This window comes from Hallerella succinigenes (assembly GCF_002797675.1).
GTDB lineage: Bacteria > Fibrobacterota > Fibrobacteria > Fibrobacterales > Fibrobacteraceae > Hallerella > Hallerella succinigenes.
On the sequence record NZ_PGEX01000001.1, the window covers coordinates 3,042,555 to 3,066,198 of the forward strand.

Annotated in this window: 12 protein-coding genes and 1 pseudogene; 7 read left to right on the forward strand and 6 right to left on the reverse strand. The window is 50.9% G+C overall.

What is annotated here, in order from left to right:
* Nucleotides 1-2 precede the first annotated feature (2 nt).
* Genes BGX16_RS14060 through BGX16_RS14075 form a run of 4 tightly spaced genes read right to left on the reverse strand, consistent with a single transcriptional unit; the run spans nt 3 to nt 4,438 of the window.
* Nucleotides 3-1,382: a TldD/PmbA family protein gene (locus BGX16_RS14060; RefSeq protein WP_100426624.1), complete on the reverse strand. Its 1,380-nt coding sequence runs from the start codon at nt 1,380-1,382 to the stop codon at nt 3-5.
* Nucleotides 1,383-2,162: an imidazole glycerol phosphate synthase subunit HisF gene (gene hisF / locus BGX16_RS14065; protein WP_100426625.1), complete on the reverse strand. Its 780-nt coding sequence runs from the start codon at nt 2,160-2,162 to the stop codon at nt 1,383-1,385.
* Nucleotides 2,162-2,785: an imidazole glycerol phosphate synthase subunit HisH gene (hisH, locus tag BGX16_RS14070; RefSeq protein ID WP_100426626.1), complete on the reverse strand. Its 624-nt coding sequence runs from the start codon at nt 2,783-2,785 to the stop codon at nt 2,162-2,164. Before hisH ends, hisF begins: the two co-directional genes overlap by 1 nt.
* Before the next feature lie 15 nt (nt 2,786-2,800).
* Nucleotides 2,801-4,438, reverse strand: coding sequence for a fumarate hydratase (locus BGX16_RS14075; RefSeq protein WP_100426873.1), 1,638 nt, complete (start codon nt 4,436-4,438; stop codon nt 2,801-2,803).
* Nucleotides 4,439-4,593: 155 nt separating this feature from the next.
* Here BGX16_RS14075 and BGX16_RS14080 point away from each other — a divergent pair, with 155 nt between their 5' ends.
* Entirely contained in the window at nt 4,594-5,250 is a 657-nt protein-coding gene (locus BGX16_RS14080; RefSeq protein WP_100426627.1) for a hypothetical protein, read from the forward strand.
* An 18-nt stretch (nt 5,251-5,268) separates the two neighbouring features.
* Here the strand turns inward: BGX16_RS14080 and BGX16_RS14755 are convergent, their stop codons facing one another.
* A complete protein-coding gene (locus BGX16_RS14755) occupies nt 5,269-5,454 on the reverse strand; it encodes a hypothetical protein (protein WP_157798079.1) in 186 nt (61 codons plus the stop codon).
* A 12-nt stretch (nt 5,455-5,466) separates the two neighbouring features.
* Between BGX16_RS14755 and BGX16_RS14085 the strand changes: the two are divergent.
* Nucleotides 5,467-5,625: pseudogene (locus BGX16_RS14085) on the forward strand (transposase); the annotation flags it as partial.
* Nucleotides 5,626-5,712: 87 nt separating this feature from the next.
* Here the strand turns inward: BGX16_RS14085 and BGX16_RS14090 are convergent.
* Entirely contained in the window at nt 5,713-6,846 is a 1,134-nt protein-coding gene (locus tag BGX16_RS14090; protein ID WP_100426628.1) for a hypothetical protein, read from the reverse strand.
* A 124-nt stretch (nt 6,847-6,970) separates the two neighbouring features.
* Here BGX16_RS14090 and BGX16_RS14095 point away from each other — a divergent pair, with 124 nt between their 5' ends.
* The 5 genes from BGX16_RS14095 to BGX16_RS14115 all read left to right on the forward strand — a co-directional run bounded on the left by BGX16_RS14095 (nt 6,971) and on the right by BGX16_RS14115 (nt 23,642).
* Nucleotides 6,971-13,573, forward strand: coding sequence for a glycoside hydrolase family 9 protein (locus BGX16_RS14095; RefSeq protein ID WP_100426629.1), 6,603 nt, complete (start codon nt 6,971-6,973; stop codon nt 13,571-13,573).
* A gap of 194 nt (nt 13,574-13,767) precedes the next feature.
* Nucleotides 13,768-19,506, forward strand: a complete 5,739-nt coding sequence (locus BGX16_RS14100; protein ID WP_100426630.1) for a glycoside hydrolase family 9 protein — start codon at nt 13,768-13,770, stop codon at nt 19,504-19,506.
* Nucleotides 19,507-19,585: 79 nt separating this feature from the next.
* On the forward strand, nt 19,586-21,829 hold the full coding sequence (locus BGX16_RS14105) for an ATP-binding protein (protein ID WP_100426631.1): 2,244 nt from the start codon (nt 19,586-19,588) through the stop codon (nt 21,827-21,829).
* Complete coding sequence (locus tag BGX16_RS14110; RefSeq protein ID WP_100426632.1) at nt 21,829-22,203, forward strand: response regulator; 375 nt, start codon at nt 21,829-21,831, stop codon at nt 22,201-22,203. Before BGX16_RS14105 ends, BGX16_RS14110 begins: the two co-directional genes overlap by 1 nt.
* A gap of 14 nt (nt 22,204-22,217) precedes the next feature.
* Complete coding sequence (locus BGX16_RS14115) at nt 22,218-23,642, forward strand: sigma-54-dependent transcriptional regulator (RefSeq protein ID WP_100426633.1); 1,425 nt, start codon at nt 22,218-22,220, stop codon at nt 23,640-23,642.
* Nucleotides 23,643-23,644 lie beyond the last annotated feature (2 nt).

The following is a 23,644-nucleotide window of genomic DNA, read 5'->3' on the forward strand; positions in this document are numbered from 1 at the left end:
AGTTATCTTCCTCCGACAAGAATAGAATCGACCTTGATCGTCGGCTGCCCCACGGTCACCGGGACTGAACCCGAAGATGCACCACAGACTCCCGCCGCAATCGAAAGATCGCTTCCCACCATGGAAATGCCACGCAAAACCTGATCGCCCTTTCCAATGAGCGTTGCTCCGCGCACCGGACGTCCGATTTTACCATGGTCAATTTCATAACCTTCTTCGACAGCAAAATTAAATTCACCCGTCGCCGGATTCACAGAACCGCCTGCCATTTTAGCGGCGTAAAGTCCATGTTCCACGCTGTGGATCATGTCATCAAAAGAATCCTTGCCCGGAGCGATAAAGGAATTTCGCATACGGCTCACCGGAGCGTACTTGTAAGACTCACGACGCGCACTTCCTGTACGAGCGCAGCCCACTTCCATAGCCCCGACCATATCGGACATATAATTTTTTAAGACACCGTTTTCAATCAGAACGGTACGTTCCGTCTTCATGCCTTCGTCGTCCACAGCTACACTTCCCCACGATCCGGGAATTGTGCCGTCATCGATTGCAGTCAAGCACGGCTGAGCCACGACCTGTCCAAGCTTTCCACAGAACGGGCTTGCCTTGTGACGGATAGCTTCGGTTTCAAGCGGATGTCCCACAGCTTCATGGAAGATCACGCCGCCAAAGCCCGGCCCCATCACGACCGGCATGATACCGCCCGAAATGTGCCCGGCATCCAGCATGCGAAGCGAACGTTCCGCAGCCATCTTCGCAAGTTCCGGCGCATTGAATTTTTCAAGCGCTTCATAACCCGCAAGCGCACCCGGCGCTTCGCGCGAAACGATCTTTTCAGAACCCGTGCCTGCTGTCACGTTAATGCCTAAGCGCGTATGGCAACGGTAATCGCTCACATTGACGCCACCCGAACTGATGATGTTCACATGGGAACATGAATCGGTAATGCTTGCCACGACCTGGCAAATGCGATTGGAAACCTTTCGTGCACTATCGTCCGCCGCATGCAAAAAATCCAACTTGTAACCGTTGCCGAGAACACGCGGATCCATAAAATTCGGATAATTTACACCGAACTTGCAAGGTGTCGGAACGTACTTCACAAGACCCGAGCTGGAACCGTTACGTCCAAAAGCCAAGGTCTTCACCATATTCAAAAGCGCGTCTTTGCTTTCATCGCTCGTGTAAGCGTACAGCACTTCCGTACCGTACAACAGGCGCACGCCGATTCCAAACTCCGTACCAGCCGAAGCGGTTTCGATTTTCTGATCCTTGAGAGCAAGCGTTGAAGAACGCGTTTCTTCCTCAAAGATTTCCACGTAATCTGCGCCATAACTTTTGCCGGCTTCGAGAATGGATTCTGCGATGTCCTGATTCATTTACACAATTTTCCTTACCGGGATATTTGCCTTGCTCATCTCATCCTTGATCTGAGCTACGGTATAATCTCCGAAATGTACCATGCTTGCGACAAGAGCGGCATCGGCGGAAGTCTTCGCAAAAAGATCCGCAATGTGGCAAGGCTTTCCTGCACCACCCGAAGCGATCACCGGAATGCCCACAGCCTTTGCAACTTTATCTGTAATTTCCAATTCGTAACCATCACGGACACCATCGGTATCCATCGCGTTCAAACAGATTTCGCCAGCGCCTAGGGATTCCGCCTTCTTCGCCCATTCGACTGCATCAAGACCCGACGCTGCACGACCGCCCTTGATGTAGATCTCGTAGCCGGAAGGAATCTTTTCCGAAACGCCCACACGCTTCGCGTCCATGCCGAGCACCACGCACTGGTTACCAAAAGCCTTGGCGCCCTGTTCAATGATTTCAGGATGCAAAACGGCAAGGCTATTCACGCTCACCTTTTCCGCACCCGCGAGAAGCACCTGATGCATGTCGTCCAACGAACGGATTCCACCGCCGACCGAGAACGGGATAAAGACATTCTTTGCAATGTCCTTCACCATTTCAAGATCACACGGACGATTTTCCGCACTGGCCGTGATGTCATAAAAAACGAGTTCGTCCACGCCTTCGGCACTGTACTTCGCACCGAGTTCCACGGGATCGCCCACATCGATATTGCCCTTGAACTTGACGCCCTTTGTCACCTTGCGGTTGCGGACATCCAAGCAAATGATCAATCGTTTGGTCAGCATTATTTTCCGCTCCAGGTGCTAAAGTTTTTTAAAACGCGAAGTCCCACGTCACCGCTCTTTTCCAAATGGAACTGCGTAGCGACCAGGTTTTCCTTGCAGACAGCCGAAGTGAAGGTCTGCGAACCGTAAGTCGTTTTTGAGAGAGCGTTTTCTTCGCGAATTTTCGCCGGATGGAAGGAATGAACAAAGTAAAAATCACTGTTGTTCGGAATTCCTTCAAACAAAGGATGCAACTTCAAGAGTTCCACCTGGTTCCAGCCCATGTGCGGAATCTTGATGCCAGCTTCATTCTGAAAACGAACTGCCTTACCATCGATCAAACCGAGCGTATCTACGCCGCCATTTTCTTCACTCGAATTCAGAATAATCTGGCAGCCGATGCAAATGCCGAGGACGGGACGTTTTCTGTTCACGACTTCGACAATCGCCTTTCCAATGCCCGTTTTTTCCAAAGTTTCCATCGCCGAACGAGCAGCGCCCACACCCGGAAAAACAAGGCGGTCTGCTTCAGCGATTTCAGAAGGATCGCGGGAAGCCTTCACATTCGCACCGATATGCTCAAAAGCATTCAGCACCGAAGTCAGGTTGCCTGCGTTATAATCTACGACGATAAAGCGTTCCATAAGGAGCCTTTGCGATTAGAGGAGTCCGTCAAAGAAGTTGTTACCCTTGTCATCCACGAGGATGAATGCCGGGAAGTCCTTGATTGTAATCTTGCGAATCGCTTCCATGCCGAGTTCCGGGAAGGCAACGATTTCGTTCGAAAGAATATTCTGTTCTGCAAGGATCGCAGCCGGACCGCCGATCGAGCCGAGGAAGAAACCACCGTACTTCTTGCAAGCGTCCGTCACATCCTGAGAACGGTTACCCTTAGCCACCATAATCAAGGAAGCGCCCTTGCTCTGGAAGCGCATAACGTACGGATCCATACGGCCAGCGGTCGTCGGACCGAAGCTCCCGGTTGGCATGCCATCCGGAGTCTTTGCTGGACCCGCATAGTAAATCGGATGATTCGAAGCAACTTCGATTACCTTCTTTTCGATATCGGAAAGTTCTTCGCCGCGTTCCTGTTTGTCGAAGATCTCTGCAATCTTCGCATGAGCCATGTCACGAGCCACAATCATCGTTCCCTTCAGATTCAAACGGGTCTTGACCGGGTACTTGGAAAGATCGGCGAGCACGTCCTTCATCGGACGGTCGAGGTCGATTTCGACAGCCGGTGCAAGGTTCACCACGTTGCCCTCTGGGATGTAGTTTTCCGGATGGTGTTCCATCTTTTCGAGCCAAAGGCCATTTGCATCGATCTTCGCCTTGATGTTGCGGTCCGCCGAACAAGAAACACCGATCGAAACCGGGCAGCTTGCCGCATGACGCGGGCAACGAATCACGCGCACATCGTGCACAAAGTATTTACCGCCGAACTGAGCACCGATGCCCGTATTCTGGCACATGTGCATCACCTTTTCTTCCATTTCGATATCGCGGAAGATACGACCGCCTTCACTACCGGAAGTTGGAAGATCATCGTAATAACCACAGCTAGCGAGCTTCACCGTGTGCGTGTTCATTTCGGCAGAAGTACCGCCGATGACAATCGCCAAATGGTACGGAGGGCATGCTGCGGTACCCAATGTCTTGATTTTTTCGTTGATAAATTTTTCCAAGGACTTCGGGTTGAGGAGTGCCTTGGTCATCGGCCAGTAATAAGTCTTGTTAGCCGAACCGCCACCCTTGGCCACAAAGAGGAACTTCATTTCATCGCCTTCTTCGGCGTGAATATCGATCTGAGCCGGAAGGTTGCAGCCGGTATTCTTTTCTTCGTACATCGAAAGCGGAGCGATCTGACTGTAACGAAGATTTCGGGTTGTATAAGCGTTGTAAACACCTTCGGAAATCGCTTCCATGTCATCGCAGTCCGTCCAAACCTGCTGGCCCTTGTGAGCAACGCAGATAGCGGTACCCGTATCCTGGCAGAACGGGAGTATTCCCTTTGCAGCAACACAAGCGTTCTTGAGCATGGTCATGGCAACGAATTTATCGTTGTCGCTTGCTTCTGGGTCTTGGAGGATCTTGGCAACCTTGGCCGTATGTGCAGGACGGAGGCAGAATTCCACCTCTTCGAAAGCTGCCTGCGCGATTTTCGTCAGAGCTTCCTTCGAAACTTTCAAAATCTTTTTGCCTTCGAACTCGGTAACGGAAACGCCTTCCTTACCTAGATTCACGTATTCGGTGGTATCTGCGCCGTGTTGAACGGTTGCTTCGTATTTAAATGCCATAGAAACCTCTAATTGGGAAAATAGATGCATATAGAAGATAGAATTTTCATGCATTTCGGAAAAATCTTTTACCACATTCCAAAGAGAAGAGTTATTTTTCAAACGGAATAGGCAGGAGCACTGCCCCGACTTTATCCAAAGAAAAGAGGAAAACAATGAATCTTAAGAAAACTCTCCTGGCTGCAGTGATGCTCTCCGCATTCGCTTTTGCTGCAGAAACCGCTACTGACCAAAAAACCGCTGAACCGGCTAAAACCGAAGCAGCCGCTCCGACCGCAGAACAAAAGGCCGCTGAACCGGCTAAGACCGAAGCAACCGCTCCGACCGCAGAACAGAAGGCCGCTGAACCGGCTAAGACCGAAGCAGCCGCTCCGGCTGCCGCAGACACAGCAAAGGCTGCGGAAACAGCTGCCCCGGCCGCAACAGACACAACTGCAAAGACTGAAGCCGCTCCGGCTGACACAGCTAAGGCAGATTCCGCTGCCGCTGTCGCCGCTGCTCCGGCTGCAGACACGACCGCCGCAGCTGCTCCGGCTGATACCGCCAAGGCAGATACCGCAGAAGTTCTCGAAGCTAAGGCCGCTCCGGCAGACACCACGAAGGCAGATTCCACTGTCGCAGCGGCTCCTGTTGCAGACACGACCGCTGCAGCTGCTCCGGCTGATACCGCCAAAGCAGAACAGAAAGCCGAAAGCAACTCGGAACCGCGCACCGCTGGTCAGACCATTATGGAAAACCCGCTTGAATTCATCGTCGTGAGCGCTGCCTTCATCGCAAGCGTTCTCGTGATTATCTTCACGGGCAAGGACTAATCGTTAAACTTTCCAAAGTTAAAGATTATCAAAAAGCGTATGACACCCGTCATATGCTTTTTTGCTTTTTTGCTTTTTTGCTTTTTTGTATAAACCGAAAACCACCAGCTGGGCTGGTGGTTCTAAAGAAGCCTTCTGGCGGTCATGAAAAAATCCTTTGACGATTATTGAAATGCGGTCTGCCAACTGCGTAACAATAATCACAAAGGATTTAAAATGAATGATAGAAATAAATCGACAGCACATACCACATGGAATTGCAAGTACCACATCGTGTTTGCACCAAAGTTCCGAAGGGAGATACTCTACAACCAGAAACGGGAAATCGTAGGGAAAATTCTAAGGAAACTTTGTGAATGGAAGGATGTGGAGATTTTTCCACTGTCATTGCAAGGGAGCAGCCGAAGCAAAAAATCCCGAGCGGACGCCCGGGATTTTTTTTAGATCTAAAGAAGCTGCGAACTACTGAGCGTTCACCACGCAGATTGCGGTCACCGAAGTCGTCACCGTGTACTTCTTGCCAGCTGCGCAACCGCTCGGGCTAAAGTAGGCAAAGCCGCTCAAGGCGTCATCCGAATCCCAATAAACCTGAAGGTTCATGTAATCCGAGCTCACACGCGGTTTGCAACCCACCGTACAATTTGCAGGGGCTCCAGCCGGAATTTGGACCGTTGTCGCGGTCTGAGCCGGAATGAACAAGGAATCCGGAAGAGTCGGAAGCACCGTTTCCCCATAGTGATCTGCATCATTGATGCTACCCAACTGCAAAACCAGGTCCACCGATTCCGGATCCACCACGGCAACCGGATCGCAGCTGAATGTCACCACAGACTTATCCGCATTCGAAACGGCAACCTTCGCCGTCACGTTTTGCTTGTGCATCGAAGAGGTTGCAACCATCGAACCACTTGTGCCCGAGCTAACGACATCGCCATAGCTCGAAGTCCAAGTGTAGCCGGTAATCTCCGATTCGGAAGTCGCATCCACCGTCCATGTAATCGTCTCGCCCGCTTTTGCAGTCGAAGTATTCGGCACGCAAGAATTTACCGTAATAGGAATTCCCTGCACCTGAATCGAATCGCAAGCAATTTCGTTTCCATCGACACTCAAATAGGTGGCATAAGAGCCAGCCTCTTCGTAGCGAATGTTCACCGTCTGCATGCCGTTGCCCTGAATCGTTGCCGAAGAAACGCCTTCAAAAACCCAAACAAACGGAGCGAGAATCTGTTCATAAAGGTCGCCCGAAGAGCGATAGAACTTCCAAGTAGCGAGTTCTCCTTTATTAATTGTTGCCGCTTCCGGCCCACAAGAACCGTTCACCACCTTCTGCGCTTCATTCAACTGTTCTTCGCTGCTCTGCGTTTCCGATGCAGCAGAAGACGTAGCCGTAGAAGCACTCGAAAGAGCCGTAGATCCACTCGATCCGCCTGTCGAGGTTGACGAAGAACCCGTCGAAGCCGATGAAGCTTCTAAAGCCGAAGAATATTCCGGGTCGTTTGATCCCGAACCGGAATCACTTCCACAACCCGCTAAACCAAAAAGAAGCGCAGATGCACCAATCCAAGGCAAAAATTGTAAACAACCGGTCAATTTCATAGCCCCAAATATATACTCTATCCCCTAGCATTTGCATGTAATATTTTTAATACGAATGTTCAGCGCCCTATGAAAAGAGTTATTTTAGGGCGGGATTGTATTTGGATTTAAAAAAGGAGCCTTTGTGCCTGTTTTTGCGTTTATACTGCTTTTTTCTGCCGCTCTTTTTGCCGTAGAGCAAGAACAACCGACCCCCTATGACCTGATTCGTCCGATTTGGCCGATGAAATGGGATACATCCGCAACAGATGACGGCGGTACGGTGGAAAGCTTTAGCCAATACGTTCCGAATAAAACAAAGCACAATCCAGTCCCTGCAGTCGGCTCTGTTCCGCAGGACTTTGTCCCAAACGGCATCATTCCGGACTCCTTGAACCAGGCTTACCGTGACGCCCAGAACGTCCGTATCGGTCGTATCCGTATCAACCAGGCGGGCTACCTTCCGGAAGATACTGAAAAGCAGTTCTACTATGTGTCGGACGGCAAATGCTCCGAAACATACTCGGTCGTCGATCTGGAAGGTAACGTTGTCGCCGAAGGAGGCGCCTTCACTAGCACCGGCAAAACGACCTCTTCTTCTTGGACAATTATCGCTGGAACAAATGCCGCAACAAACAACCAAAAGCGTTATTCCGTGGCAGAAGACGGTCCTTCGGGAACTGTCTGCATCGGTAACCTTGCCCAAATGGCGGGCCTTTCAACCGATACCCGTTACCGCGTAAAAGTTTTAAACCAATACTCCTCCACTTTTATTATCAGCGATAAAGTTTACTCGATGGTCCGCGATGCGACCCTCAAGTTCTACGGCATTAACCGTTCCGGCAATTCGGAATCCTGGTTCCACGACGCAAGCCATACAAAGGATGGCGGCGGTTCTTTTGTAAGCGGCGATGCCGCTGTGACAGGTTTTACTCCACAAGAAGGCGCTCTGCAGGGCGGCTGGTACGACTGCGGTGACCATTTGAAGGAATCCCAGACTCAAGCCTACGCCTTTATGGTGCTTGCTGTGATGGCGGCTTCGAACCCGGACCGCGATGAAGATAATTACGCTTACAATATGGGCGAAACAGTCAATACCGATGGCATTCCGGATATTCTCCGCGAAGCGAAACACGGTGCCGACTTCTTCATGCGCTCTTATGTCTTTGCAAACGGCGTCATCGACAACATGGTCGTTTCTGTCGGTAACTTCGGTGCGGACCACGGCTGGTGGGGTCGCCCAGAAAACCAGGACGCTCTCCCGACAACTCTTACGGGTCGTGGAGGCCCACATGAACGCGACTTGCGCTTAGGCGAACTCGGTTCGAACATTTCCGGTCAGATTGCTGCAGGCCTTGCCATTCTCGGTAAGGATTATCAGGATTACGACAAGCCTTTTGCCGATAGCTGCTTGATGGTTGCAAAGAAAATGTATGACTTCGCCAAGAACCTGAAGCTCAAGGAAAAAGGCCTTGGCCCGGGAACTTATGACGACGGAAAGCCTTATGTTTACAACACGGTCGCGGACGGTTGGTCTAGCGCCGCTTATAACGGCAACAACGAATCCCACGACGACTTGGCCATTGCCGCAATCGCACTCCATTATGCGACCTACGAAGATACGAAGGTCATGGATTATTTGAACGATGCGGTCGAAGACAAGACGATCGGTGTAGAACAGGAAGCTTCCGTCGGCTTCTTCAACGGTGGTTGGATGGCCTGGAACCGCGACGGTATGCGCAAGTCGAGCAAGAACACGAGCTGGGCAAACGCTTACACCTACACGCTATACGGCTTCTACAAGATGCTCCTCAAAGACGAAGCTACCGGTCTCAAGTACGGCATCGACAACACGACCCGTTTGAAGTACGCCGAAAACGTCGCCTTGATTTTGGGAACCAATATCAGCTATCTCGGCGGTTCAGGTTCCGAAAGTGTGACAATCCCGACCTTGAACGGTGCAACACCGGTCTCTTATGGCGACCTCTGGTACAACATGCAGACCGACCAGACCTGGATTTACAACCGTTACCAGGCAGGCAATATTTTTGAAGTTCTCGCCTATTCCGATGTGACCAAGGATCTCGAAGGCGTAAAGCTCCCCCAGAAAGGCGTTCAGAGTTGGAAATCCGCCGAGATGAAAAAGCTCGGTATCAACCAGCTGAACTACATGCTCGGCGTGAACCCGTGGGATGTATCCTTCCTCCTCGGCGTCGGCGATAAGAACGACGCTCACCCGCACCACCGTGCATCGAATCCAGAAGGGAAGAACATGCCGGGTGCAAATTACAAGTATAATCCTCCGACCGGCGCTCTCTTCGGCGGTGTCACTCCGAGTGTTTCGGACGGTAACGCTTGGGCACCAAGCACCATGAGCTGGGAAGATTATCACCTTTCGGAAACCTGTATTGATGCTACCGCTATGTTCGTCGCATCTTGCGCAGTCGCTGTGAAGGAAGAAGACCGCACCAAGGCTCCTGAACAAGTGAATGTGGAAATCCGCTACGTCGGCTATGATTCCGCCATTGTGAAGATAGCTCAAGACCAGCGCGGTCCGACGATGATCCTTTACAGCACAAGCGAAACCGGTCCGTTCAACCAGATGTTCAAGGATACGGTGAACGCGGTGAGCCATGAAGTTCACATGACGGGCCTCGCCAACGGTACGACGTACTACTTCAAGGTGATTGCAATCAACGCTCGCAGTGAAGCCTATACCACCAAGTGGCTTGTCGACAGCACGAGCACGCCGTTCTCGTTCACGACTCTCGTGAGCCCGCCGGCTGACGCCAACATTCAGAACATCAAGGTTTGTAACCTCTCCGCCGACAGCGCAGAACTTATGTGGTACACGCCGAATGGCCAGTATGAATCCAAGGTTTATTGGGATACGCTTTTGACTTCTTACGACCAGATGACCTGCCCAACATCCCCGACCGGAACCTGTGACTTCGAAGCAAACGCAGACGTTTCGGGTATTCCGACCAGCTTCCATTATGTGAAGTTCGGCGGTTTGAAGGAACAGACGACTTACTACTACTGCGTCCAGAGCAACACCTCGATCCGCTGCACAGACGATGAAGGCATGCCGCTCAAGTTTACGACCCCGGTGACATCTTACGATTTCGAAGTCCGTACATACCAGTATGAATTCGGCGGTCTTGACTTCTTGAACATCAACATTTACAATAATGAAGATCGTCAGTTCGATAGCTTGACTTTACGCCTTTATGTGACAGCAAAGCCGGAACAGATCGAAGCTCTAGCCGGAGAAAACAACCAACCGGGTTCTTGCCCGCTTTTGCTCGACTTGGATATTTGCCAAGCTTATGACGAAGCAGGCTTTAACAAGCCGTGCGAAACCGACCGCGAAATCCGCGACCTTCTTCGCGGCGCCCTTCCGGTGAAGCTTGAAGATACTTACAACTCCGCAACGGGAACCTACGACTGGTACATTCCTATCCCGCTCGGATCGACGACCATCAAGTCTTCTTCCCGTATGCGTATGGACTTAGGCTTCTCCAGGGGTCTTTACCAGAACGGCAAGTGCGATCCGCTCCGTACCGCTCCTGAAAAACGCATGTCCGCGACATCGGGCGACTGGACCTGGGCTCCGCATAAACGCGATATCGACGGAGCCGATTATGCCGGTATGCCGGTCTGGGGCAAGGATGATGGCGACCAGGACGAAGCTCCGGTGAACCCGTATGTGGTCGTTTACCGCAAGGACGAATTCGTGGTCGGTTTCAGCCCATCTTATTCGGAAATGGCAACGAAGCGCGCAAATTACGAAATTTCTGTCGCCTTCAACGAACCGTTCAACGTTTCAAATGGCTCTTACATCCAGATTGACTCTACCACGAGCACCATGCACCTGACGGGCAACGCTACCATTTCGGAAAACGGTTATGTGACCGCCATCTGGGTAAACGGTGTCGCCCTTTCCAAGGATCAGCTTTCGAACGCAGCCGTGTACAACTATGCAACCGGTCGCTTTGACTTGAACATTCCGGTCAAGATGAGCATCGGTACGAACAAAATTGACGTGACGATTTTCGCAGGTCCGGATCCGGATTGCGCCGAATGTCTTGAAAACGGTGGTTGCGCATTTGTAAACCGTACTTACTATGTGCAGTTCAGCAAGGGTGACCGTACCGCAGGCAAGATCCAGCTTCTCCGCGAAGATGGAACTTCTGTGTCGAGCCCGGTGACGGACGATCCGATGAAGTTCAAGGTCTTTGTCAGCGATAAGGACAATGCGCCGAACGAATCGATCCATGTGATGTTCCACAATTCCCGTACCGGCGATTCCACTGAAGTAACCTTGAAACGTAAGAATGAAACTCTCGGCTACTTCGAAAGCGAATGGCTCTCTGCTGTGAACTCGGCAGACGCAAGCCTCCCGAACGTTTCGCTCCTCGGCGGCGATACGGTAACGGTCGTCTACATTGACGTAGAAGATCCGGAAGACTCGACGGCTCAGGCATTCTTCGCCGATCCAACGACTCCGATCCCGCAGAAGGCAATTCTCACGGATGCAGATTGCGATGCAACGGCAGACGCAATGACCATTACCTTCAGCGGTAGCCAGTTTGATGGATCTTCGATCAAGCTCGACAGCGTCCGCCTTTCTCTTGATTCCACAAGCACGACCGCCGCAACGGAAATTCTCGTGACGCCCTCGGAAAAGGTCATCGGTGCAACGGCGAACTTCTCGCTTGCAGGCCTCGGTATTCCGAAGAGTGCGGCTCCGGCAGGTAAGGCTACGATTTACATGACAGAAGACGGAGTTGTGAAGTCATCGGAAAAGACGATTACCGATGGCATCGCTCCGAACCTCATAAGCGTCGCCATTCTTGAAAACGAAAATCACGAAAATGTCCAGGATACGCTCCGTATCGCATTCTCGGAACGCATTACCATGAGCACATCGTCTTGGCCGCTCGCCATTTACGACAGCGAAGGTGCAGAAATTGACCAGAGCACGATCAAGGTAATCAGCGCCAAGTCTTCCGACAACGGCAAAATCTGGGAATACGTGGTCGAAGGCAATACCGAAGGCAACTTCATCAAGCAGGGTTACAAGGCCGTGATTAAGGCTGGTTTCTCGGTTGTCGACTTGGCGACGAATGCCCTCTCCGATTGTAACGGGGCCGTCACGATTATTGAATCTGTACGCCCGGTTCCTGTGAAGTATGCAAATATCATCGACAACGAAGGCGATGGTCAGCCGGATGAAATCTATATCGAATTCACGAAGCTTCTCCGTGAAAAGGATATGCTCGACACGATTGACGTGTACTGGGGCAAGCCGGAAGTCTATATGGCATTCCCAATGCCGAGCTCCGGTTGGGCTCTCGACACCGTTTACGGTGAAAAGGTTGCCAAGTACATTACGAAGATCGACTCTGCAAACGGAACCTGGATCAAGGGTTCTGAAAAGAAGATCTGCTCGAGCTATAAGGATGTGGTGATTTACGACAAATTTGACACAACCTTCACAACCGAAGGCGCGATTGAAAAAATTGACACCATATCTCACCTGTCGCAGATTTGCGAAAGCTACGTGACCACTCAGGATTCGACGTTTGTCCCGGCAATCGATACGATCGGTATCGACTCGGTCCAGAGTACCATAACGGCAATCCGACTCGCGATTACCGGTGATACGTTCAATAAGAAGACCTACGGAAACCGCAACGGCAACGGTATGATCCTGCCGCGCCAGGGTTCGCTCGGAGGCTTCTTCGACGACAATACGGCAACCCTTTACGACAAGTGTCCGCCGATTATCTTGAGCGCAACGATTTCGAAGCCGACAGAATCCTTCTACATTCTCCGTGTGAACCTCTCAGAACCGATGAATGTCAATTCCGCTGCTACGGGCACCAATTACCTGCAGAAGCGCCGTGACGAAAGTCTCTACTGGTTCACCAATACAGGCAAGCTCACAAATACGGGTACGACTTGGACGTTCTCTTACGCAGACGAAGGTTCTGAAAACGAAGTCCATGTCGGTGACTACATCCGTCTCCCGATCGGTACGGAATACTCCATTGCAAGCGATGGTTCATCGAACTTCCCAGGCAAAGAAAACCCGTGGATCCTTGTGCAGGGCGACATCGAAGAAATCTCCTTCAAGGTTCACATGCTCGCGGGCGTGACCTCGGTCCCGGCAGAAAACGACCTCTATGCAGGCAATCTCCCGAAGCGCGACGAAAGCTTCCGCCTTTCCTACTTGGTGGACGACAAGGAAACGCTCATCGCTTCAGGTAAGAATAAGTTGCATGAACTTATCCCGGTGACTTACGACACCTTGACATACATCCACGGCGGCCCGACCTTTGATATCGATGTCGAAATTCCGCTGCTCTTGCAGCTCGATTCCCTTGGCGAAGAAGCCTGGAAGGCAACCTTCAAGATGTCCGCAGATATCTACAGCAACACGGGTAGCCTTGTCGCGCAGACTACCTACTCGTTCACGCTTTCGGATATCGCAAAAACCGCCATGAGTACCGACGGTGTAATCAAGCTCCGCCTCGAATGGGTCACGCATGATGGAATTGCTCCGTTCTCGGAAGCTGGCCGCCACATCGGCACAGGCGCTTACATTTCGAACTTCTCCTTCAAGGCAAACGAAGTCGCTGTGGGCAACACCGCAAACGGCAAGTACAAGAAGGGACAGACGAAAAAGCAGTCTGCAAGCAAAACGAAGACCTTCGGTTTCCGCCGCGTCAAGGGCAAATAGCCTCTTCGTTTCCGAATCCTTACAATTCCAAGGAAACCGAGTCATTCGGTTTCCTTTTTGTTTTTGAAAACACTTCGGGAACAGATTCTCCTACCCCACTTTGGAAATTCATTTTTTGGGGATTCTAAAAAAGGTATTTTTGGAATAGGTGTGTTGGTAATTTGAAGGTTTGGGTTTTTAAAAAGGAGTCCCCAATGGTACGCCTCATTTTTCTGCTTTTAACGTTTGCCGCGCTTTTGTTTGCGGACGATCGCATTCCCAATATCGACTTTACCTGTGACACGTGCAGCCGTCGTTATCTCGACAGTTTGAACGTTTACGACCGCCCCGTAATCCGTGTAAACCAGATCGGTTTCCGTCCCTCGGATAATCACAAGTTCGCCTTTGTCGCAGAACCGACAGCGATGACGTTCAAGGTAGTGGACGCTTCGAGCGGAACATCTGCATGGGAAGGCAACCTGACACCGCTAGGAACTTGGACAAAGCCCGGCATTTGGGTCAATGGAGCATTCTCCTCTATCCATACGGTTTATGAATTTGGCGATACCACTTCTTCGGGAACAGAAAATCTCTACAGTGCTGATTTTTCGGGCTTGAGTGCACCAGGAACCTACTTTATCGTTGTCGGCCAAGACACCTCTTTTAACTTTATCATCAACGAATACATTTTCAACGCGGTCTTTGAAACGACCTTGAAGTTCTTTGGAATTCAACGTTGCGGCAATACAAATTCACATCTTCACGGAGCTTGCCATACAAAAGACGGTTCCGCGATCGGTTTCGATTTGAGCGGCGGTTGGCATGACTGCGGAGACCATTTCAAGGTGAGCCAGACCCTCGGTTATGCAGCCTTCGTGCTTTCGATTGCATATAATGTATATTCCGAACGTGCGGAAGACCGTTTTGGCGCTTCTTATGCGGACACGGTGACGACGGACGGCATTCCGGACATTCTTTGGGAAGCGAAGATCGGTGTGGACTGGATCTACAAGATGTATAAAGCTTCGAAGGCCGACGGTTTGATTGAACAGGGAGACATGTATCATTCCGTTGCTGTCAGTTCTGCTGACCATCAGTTCTGGGATGTGCCTGAGCATCAAGATGCCCAGAGCCCCGCCAAAGGCGGCGCTCCGCGACCTGTCGCGGCCGGGATCGGTACGAACGCGGCGGGCATGTTTGCCGCTGCGATGGCCTTCTTTGCCGTTGGCTGGGAAATGTATGAAGACGACAACTATTCGGATTCTTTGATTGCAGCCGCCGCCGATATTTACAAGAATATCATTGCAAAATACGCTCCGGACGGCAAGAATACCGATAATCTCGAAGGTTTTTATACCGGCGGTGGTCCGCTTTATGACGACGCAGCGGCCGCTGCCCTCGCCCTTTGGTATGCCACGAAGGACACCACTTACGCATACGACCTTTACAAAAATCCGGCGATTAACAACAACGCAAGCAATTACAAATACAACCTTCCATATTTCCGCGGTGGTTACATGGGCCACACGAGCGGCTTCTATCCGGGCGGTTGGATGACGGACTATGAAAACATCCACGCCTATGTGCTTTTTGCTTTCGATAAGCTCATTCTTCCGACAGTGGCCAAGGCCCAAAGCTACGGCATTTCTTCCGAAGAACGCGACACTCTTTTGACTCGCATCATTGCGACCATGACCCGCTTGACCGACGACGGAACACAGGGCGATTCCACCGTCAGCACAAACCCCTACGGATCCTTTACCATTGTGCCTCCGTACAACCTGGTTTGGACTTCGAGCGACTGGGGCTTTAACCGTTACAACATGGGTGCCGCAAACGCCGTATTCATGCTCTACGACATGACTGGCGATGAACAGTATTTGAACGTTGCACTCGATAACTTCTATTACAACATGGGCGCAAATCCATGGGGTCTTTCCTTCATCATGGGCACAGGAACCCGTAATGAAAACCACCCGCATAACCGCGCCGCAAACCCGGACGGCTATAATGCAGGCGGCATGCCATATGAATACACCTGCCCGAAGGGCGCTCTCATGGGCGGCTCCGCTCCGGAAAAAACTTTGAAGGACGACTGGAACGACTACACCGCCACTGAAACCTGCATCGACTTCTCAGCCCAGTTCGTGATTCCTGGCCTGAGCCTCTCCAAAAAAGTTCCGGAAGATGTCGACGGGCCGATCTTCTCGAATATTGCGGGAACAGCCATCACGGATACATCTGCCGTCATCAGCTGGAATACAGACGAACGAGCGATCGTGACCGTTTACTACGGAACCTCTACCGACGCAGCCAAGGTAGACTCCGTGACAGCAACAGCGGGCGTCGGAGGTTCGGTAACGATTACAGGCCTTACCGCAGGAACGACTTACTACTTCTACCTCGTCGGTCATGACGTAAAACAGAATTATACAACCGACGACAATCACGGTCTGTGGTATTCCTGGACGCAGACGACGACCTCGGTCAATATTTCGGGGGTGACGATTTGCCAGGTGACGAACAACAGCGCCCACATTTACTGGTGGACGGGAGACGTCGCCATGACGGGTCTTGTACAGTACGGCACCTCTTCCGCTGCGCTTTCGAATTCGACCATAGCGGATTCCGGCAAGGCGGTTCGCTTCCATGAAGCGATCCTCACCGATCTCGATCCGGGTCAAACCTATTACTTTGACGTGGTGTCCGGTGCGACGACCGAAAACAATTCCGGTTCGCACTACAGCTTTACCACATCTTCGGAAGCGACTTTTGTGGATTTCCGCGTTTACGTGAAGCCCGCAAAAAAGAATTCCTCTTGCACCGACTGGAAGAGCTGCAACACGTTCTTTGTGATCGTAACGAACAGCGATACGCTCCCCTACTCGGACGTGGAACTTCGTTTCTACTTGAACCAGAGCGTTTCTGCAACAGGCTGGGGACAGCTTGTAAAGGTCTCTTACGACGACACTTCGTCGATGTCGCTTGCCTATGGTGCAGCAGAGTTCGACGCGACAAGCGGAGGATACTACTTGCCGATTACCTTGAAAGGCACTATCGGCGTTTCGAGCAGCTTCCAGTTTGAAATGCAGTTTACAAATGCCACCTACGGAGATTTGGACGGATCCTGGTCGCTGCGCGCTCATACGGATTCCACGGATCCGGAATACTTTGCAGGAATTGACCTCACCAAGGGGCCTCTTTACACGGGATCGGAATCTTCTTTCCTCGAAGAAGTAAACGGCGTCACAGAAACCGCTTATACAAAGGATCCGTACGTAACGATCTTCTACCACGGCACGCACATCTACGGCTACCCGCCTGATTACGACGCCTCTTCGAGCGATCTTTCGATTTCCCGGACCATCACGCTCGATTTCGTGACCCCGTTTGAATCCCCGGCAACGTCCAAGGAAGATACGGTCAATACGGCAACGTACAGCGGAGAAAGCACCGTTTCTCCGTCGGGCTTCCTCGACGACTTCGAAGGCAACGGCGTTTCTTACTTCAGTTCAAATACGCAGTACGTGAACAAGTACGACGATTATATTTTCTCGATTTCCAAGAACCTCGCCTACGGCAACAACATGATTGATTGGGTCTCTTGGCACAATCACGGTGCAAACGCCAAGGGCAGTTACGATTGCGCCTGTAAGGTTGTCCGTTCAAATGTGGAATGGGACTCCATTGTGACTCCGCTCGAAAAGCGTTACCTTGTATTCAACAAGGATACCGCCAAGGCTTATATCGGCAAGCGCGCCCAGGTGATCGTGACTTTGCACGATTCTACCGGAGCGGTCATTACGGATGACGACATCACGATTTCACTCTCGGTCGAAAACGGTTCCGCGTTTTTCTACACCTCGGCGACAGCGGATATCTCAACGACGTCTCTAACTCTGGTGAACGGCACCGCGACCTTCTACGTCACCAGTGATACGCCTCTCGAAACGATTCTGTACGCAAGCTCGATTTCTTCGAGTTCCAAGTACAATTACACTTCCGCAAAGGCAGTCCTTTTGATTGAAGAACTTCCCCCTTGGCCGATCATCGACTATGCCAGGATGCTCGACTCGGACTGCGACAACATTCCGGATCAGTTGCAGATTCTCTTGACCGCTTCCTACCAGAGCGAACAGAGCTTTAGCTCCGTCTCCTTCGAATACCGCGGCGATACGATTACCGTTTCGAGTGCAGATACTCAGGATTCGCTGATCACGATTCACTTTACCCCAAAGGACTTTTCTGTGTATACGAACCCGGAAGGTTTCATCACCCTCAAAAGCAACATCAGCGGCGAAACGAAAACGCACACCGATTACTACCAGGACGGCATTTCTCCCGCGCTTCTTTCGCTTTCCGTTTTAGAACGTTTGGATACCGCCACGGTGGACCGAGTCTACCTCCAGTTCTCGGAACCGATTTCTGCACCAGGTCTCGCGTGGCCGCTCGCCCTGTTTGACGCAAGCGGGAATCCGTTAGACATCACCCCAAGCGTTACAAGTTCCAAACTTTACAACGAATCCTTGAACGTTTGGGAATACACGATTTCCTTTGATGCAAATGGCAACTCTCTCATCACCGAAGGCATGAAGGGTCAGCTGCTCGCCTCTGCATCGATTACAGACAAATCGGGCAATGGCATTTCGACAATCTGCTCGCAGCCGATTCTCACGTTCACGCTGAAGATTATGCCTATCCCGCTCAAGTACGCAAGCATTACTGACAGCGACGGCGATGGCCTCGCCGACCAGGTCTTTGCCGAATTCACACAGGAAGTGGACAGCCGTCATGCGCCGGACAGCGTCTCGGTGATCTTCGGCAGTGCCGTTCCGGAAACACTCTGGACGAACACCTTTAGCTGGAATTCCGAAAGAACCGCAGCGACGATCAAGCTCGACCCTGCATTTAAGCTCGGCAACACGAACGGCAACTACTCGGGGATTTCTTCGAAGGGAGGCGATATCGTCGGCGCAGGCCTCTTGACCCAGCACAAGGGTAACGGCGCAAACTACGAAAGCGATTCCACTCTCGCCGAAGACAAGACAGGTCCTGTAATTGTCGCCGGAACGATTAACGAAGCGGGTTCCTTTGTTTCGCTCCTTGTCGAAGCGAGTGAACCGCTTGTCGTCAGAGACTCGACTTTGGACTTGATCCAGCGTGAACGCAGCGGTCCGGTAAACGTCCGCGCCTACCGTTGGACTCTTGGCTCGAACACGTTCAACATGCTTTACGAGCAGAGCTCGGAAACCGCAGTCCAGGAAGGCGACCGTATTCGCTTCACACCGCAAGACGGAAGCCTCTTCCTCGACAAGAACGGCAACCAGCCGTCGCTTGAAAATCCTTGGGCAACCGTTGTAGGTTCGGGCAATCCGCAGATTACGTTCGATGTCCACCCGGCACATCCGATTTCCGACATTTCTTCGTCCATGTCCGAAACCTGTACCGAAGCAAAGGAACCGTTCCGCCTGATCGTTTTGAACCAGGAAACGCGCAAATGGGATATTTACAAAAAGGATCAACTCGTGGAAAGCGTCGATACCAACGCCTACCAATTTGACGGAATGCTTTATGTCATCGATATGGGTATTCCGCGCGGCACAAGCTTCGGTGAAGATCCGGCATGGAAATCGATCCTTCTCAGTGTCGATATGCCGTTCTACACGAACCTTGGAACCTTTGTAAACCGTTATGACCGCGACTTCAACCTGACGCCGACATATCTGTCGAGCGATAACCAGGTCGTGATGCGCTTGCAGTGGCTCTCGAACTGCACCAAGGGACTTTCCTCGGAAAACGGACGCGCCATCGGTACAGGCGCATATATTTCGAAAATCGATATCGGAGCGAAGTTCATTCCGAATACCGAACTGGACGACGAAACGGTCAAGCGCTTCTCGTCGAAGGATAGCTACACCAAGACGCAAACTTTCGGCATCCGTCGCATCCAATAATTTTCTTTTTCTACTAAATTTAAAGTACGTCGTTTCTGGCGTACTTTCTTAAATTATTTCGGTAGGGAATTTTTCAAAAATGGAAGCATTTAAATTCAGCATTCACTTTTTGCATGGGTTTATCGCCCTTCTGACTTGCATTGTTTTGCTTCCCATGATTCTTTCGACGACTCTTTCGAATACGTTTGCAAAGCATCTTCAAAGAAATCTGATTTACCTGCTGATTCTAAACATTTTATGGAATGTTCTTGCGTTTATTGAACAGCTCCCCCGCGTTTATATTTCCGATGAAATCCGCTATACGATCTACATTCTAGGCGTCCTTTGCTGGGTACAGTACGGTTATGCGATTTTCCGTGTTGTTTACGGAATGGCGGGTGAAAATCTGAGACCGATTTGGCGGAAGGTCCGCATATTTCTCAACATCTGGAATTTCATCGGCGTAATTTTTTGCCTTATTACTGGCTTTGCGGGTAAATTTTACACCGGTATCGTGTCGACGTGGTACGGCTTTACAGCCGCAAACTCGGTTCTTGCAAACATCGCCATTTTAATTTTCTTGATTATTCCGGTATTCTTTTCTGCAATTATTTCTTATCAGCAGATGCATACCACCCATGCGGAAAAGATTTTCCGTTCTATTTTCGTTTCGCAGATGTCTGCAATCATTGCAGGCTTTATCATGGACGCGATTCTTCCGGCCTTGGGACTTTTTATCTACGGCGAAAGCGCTTCCATTTTCCTTTTTATCATCACCCTCTTCCTGTACCGAGCCAACACAATTCTTGCCCGAACAGGCATCGACATGCCGAAGTCCTTGAAGCATGTGATTCAGGAACTCGATGAAGGCATTCTCATTTTGAATTCCAAAGGAAAGATTGAACTTTCAAACCGTGCGGCTTGCAAGCTTTTTGGCGTCGGTGAAAAAGCGCTTCTGCAAAAATCGATTACCCAATTCATTCCGGACATCACTGTGCTCGGACCGATGAACAACATCCCGATTTACCTCAAGAACAATTCCGTTTCAGCGACAATCACGATTACCCCGCTCACCTCGAATGGAATCCTCTATGGCTACAAGGCGCTTCTGCGAGACCTTCGCAAGAACAACGACATGCAGCAGAGGTTCTCCCGCTTGCAGGCAGAATTCAACGACGAACGCGATTCCATCCGACTGCGCATTGTGAACCTGCAACAGCTCTACCAGCAGCAACAGATTTTCTTGAATTCCCTCTTGAACAATCTTCCGTCGCGCCTCTGGGCTAAAAATTTGAAAGGCGCTTACACCCAGCAGAACAACAAGGACATCGCCGTCCGCGGAAACATCAAAAGCCATATCGAAGACCCGATTTTTACCCCACAAGAAGCCCAGGCGATGGAAAGCCCCGGCAAGACTGTTGTGCAAAACGAAACAACCATCGACGAAAACGGCAAGAAGCATTGGGAAAAGCATACCGTGGTTCCTTTGTACGACGAAGCCTTCCGCATCAAAGGCGTTTTGGGCCTGATCGAAGATACGACTGATTTCCACGCTCTCGAAGAAGAACGTAACCAGCTCCGAGAAAACCTCGTTAAGGCTTCTACCTTCGAAGACATGAGCAATGTCGCCGGCGGTCTCGCCCACGACTTCAACAACTTGCTCGCCGGCATCATCGGCTACCGCGATCTCGCCGAAGCGACTCTTCCTAAATCTGAAGATTGCGCCCGTACAAAAAAATACTTGGGCAATATGCAAAAGTCTTTGACAAGCGCAACGGAACTCATCAAACGCACCTACGACCAGCTTAGGGAACGTCAGGACGACCAAAAGAACGTCGCCGTCAATTTCAACGTGGGACTTGTTTTCGACGAAGTGCGCAATGCGCTTTCCGCAACGCTTCCAGACAACATTCAAATTCTCAAGAATGCGACAGACGACATGATCGCCTTCGGCAACCAGACGGACTTCCACCGCATTATGCTGAACATGGGCAAGAACGCGATTTTCGCCATGAAGCAAGGCGGAACGCTCACCTATGGCTGTCACGAAGTCGAAGTCACCGAGCAGATTGTGACCCAGTTCTCTACGATTCCTGTCGGAAAGTATCTCTACGTTTCGGTCATGGATACCGGTGTAGGCATGGCACCCGATGTGGTCAAGCACATCTTTACCCCATATTTCACGACCCGAGCGCCGGGTCAGGGCATGGGAATTGGCCTTGCAGTCGCTATGCGACTCATAAAAGCAGCCGGTGCGTATTTGAATCTGGAAACAACAATCGGAAAAGGAACTAAATTTATCTTGTATTGGCCTATTGCTAAAAAAATGGGAGGAATTTCTTAATGCCTAAAGTACTTATCATCGACGACGAAAAAGATATTCGTTCCGTTCTGAAGGACATGCTCGGCATGTCTGGTTATGACGTGGATACCGCCGAAGACGGTCGCAAGGCAAAAGAACTTTACGACAAGACGGATTATGACGTAGTCATCACCGACATCATCATGCCGGAACAGGATGGTTTTGAAGTGATTTTGGACTACCGCAACAAGAATCAGCTCGACCGCATTATTGCAATCAGCGGCGGCGGACGTACTTCTTCGGAAGACTACCTGAACATCGCAAGTCACTTTGGTGTGTCTTCGATTTTCTCCAAGCCGCCTAACTACAAGGACCTGATTGCCAAGGTCGACGAAATCGTTGCATCTCACGCTTAAGGATTAGCAAACAGATGAACGTCCTGTTGGCAGACGCAGACAGGAGGGTGATAGACCATGTGACTTCCACGTGGTCCCTTTCTGATGTGTCTTTATTTACAGTTTTGAACTCGACAGCCCTTTTCAACACCATCGAAGAAAATCACATCGACTTTGCCTTTATCGATATTTCTTTGCTGTTGCATAAAGACGTCGATGTCATCAGTTTCTTAAAATCGCACAATCCTGATGCGGAGGTGATTCTTCTTTGTACGCAATCCACAGCGAAAGAAGCAGAAAAAGCCCTTTCCCATGGAGCGGCTTCGTATCTCGTCAAACCGGTCGAAGTCCGTACCTTAGAAGATGTCGCCAAAAAGTATTTGCAGGGCCTCGAACATTCGAGCAGCTACCGTGAACTGCAAGACCATTTGCTGGGTAACCTTCTCGGCGATACGCCCGAGATGCAAAAGATTCTCCGTCTGCTGAACAAGGTCGCTCCGACGACTAGTTCCGTGCTGATTACGGGCGAATCCGGTTCGGGTAAGGAATTTATCGCCCGCATCGTGCACCGTCTTTCGAAGCGCGCGAACGAACCGTTTGTCGCCGTGAACTGCAGCGCGATTCCGGAGAACCTGGTTGAAAGTGAACTCTTCGGCAGCAAAAAAGGATCCTTCACCGGTGCAACCGCCGACAAGAAAGGCCTTTTTGAAGAAGCGAACGGCGGCACCCTTTTCCTCGACGAAATCGGAGACCTTTCGCTCGCCACGCAGGTGAAGCTTCTCCGCTTTTTGCAGAGCCACGAAACCCGTCGCGTCGGCGAAACCGAAACACGTTACTTGGACGTCCGCATTATTGCGGCTACGAATGCGGATCTTTCGAAAGCGATGGCGAACAAGACCTTCCGCGAAGATCTTTACTACCGCCTGAACACGTTCCATTTGAACGTACCGCCACTCAGAGAACGCCGTTCGACGATTCCGAGCCTCGTCAAGTACTTTATTCTCCAGTTCGAAAAAGAGCAGAACAAGCTCATTCAAAAAATCGAGCCTGCCGCTCAGATGGCGCTTGCGACTTACAACTACCCGGGCAACGTCCGCGAACTCGAAAACATTATCGAACACGCGATCGTGCTTTCTGAAAACGGAACCATCCGTTTAGAAGACTTGCCCGAAGAACTAAGTTCGCAGCCTTTGCGCCAGAATAAAGAACTTTTGCCCGCTCCGAAAAAACACTCTCCTTCGAACGAAGAGCCTTTCGAATCCGTACAAAGTAATTCCGAAGTCAAAGCAATCGGTTACGGAAATCCGGAAGAAATCATCACCCTCGACGAACTGGAAAAGCGCCACATTCTGCACGCACTGGATGTATGCAAAGGCAACAAGACGGAAGTCGCAGAACGTTTAGGCATTAGCCGCGCCACGCTTTGGCGTAAGCTCAAAGATCACAAAATCGAAATTTGATT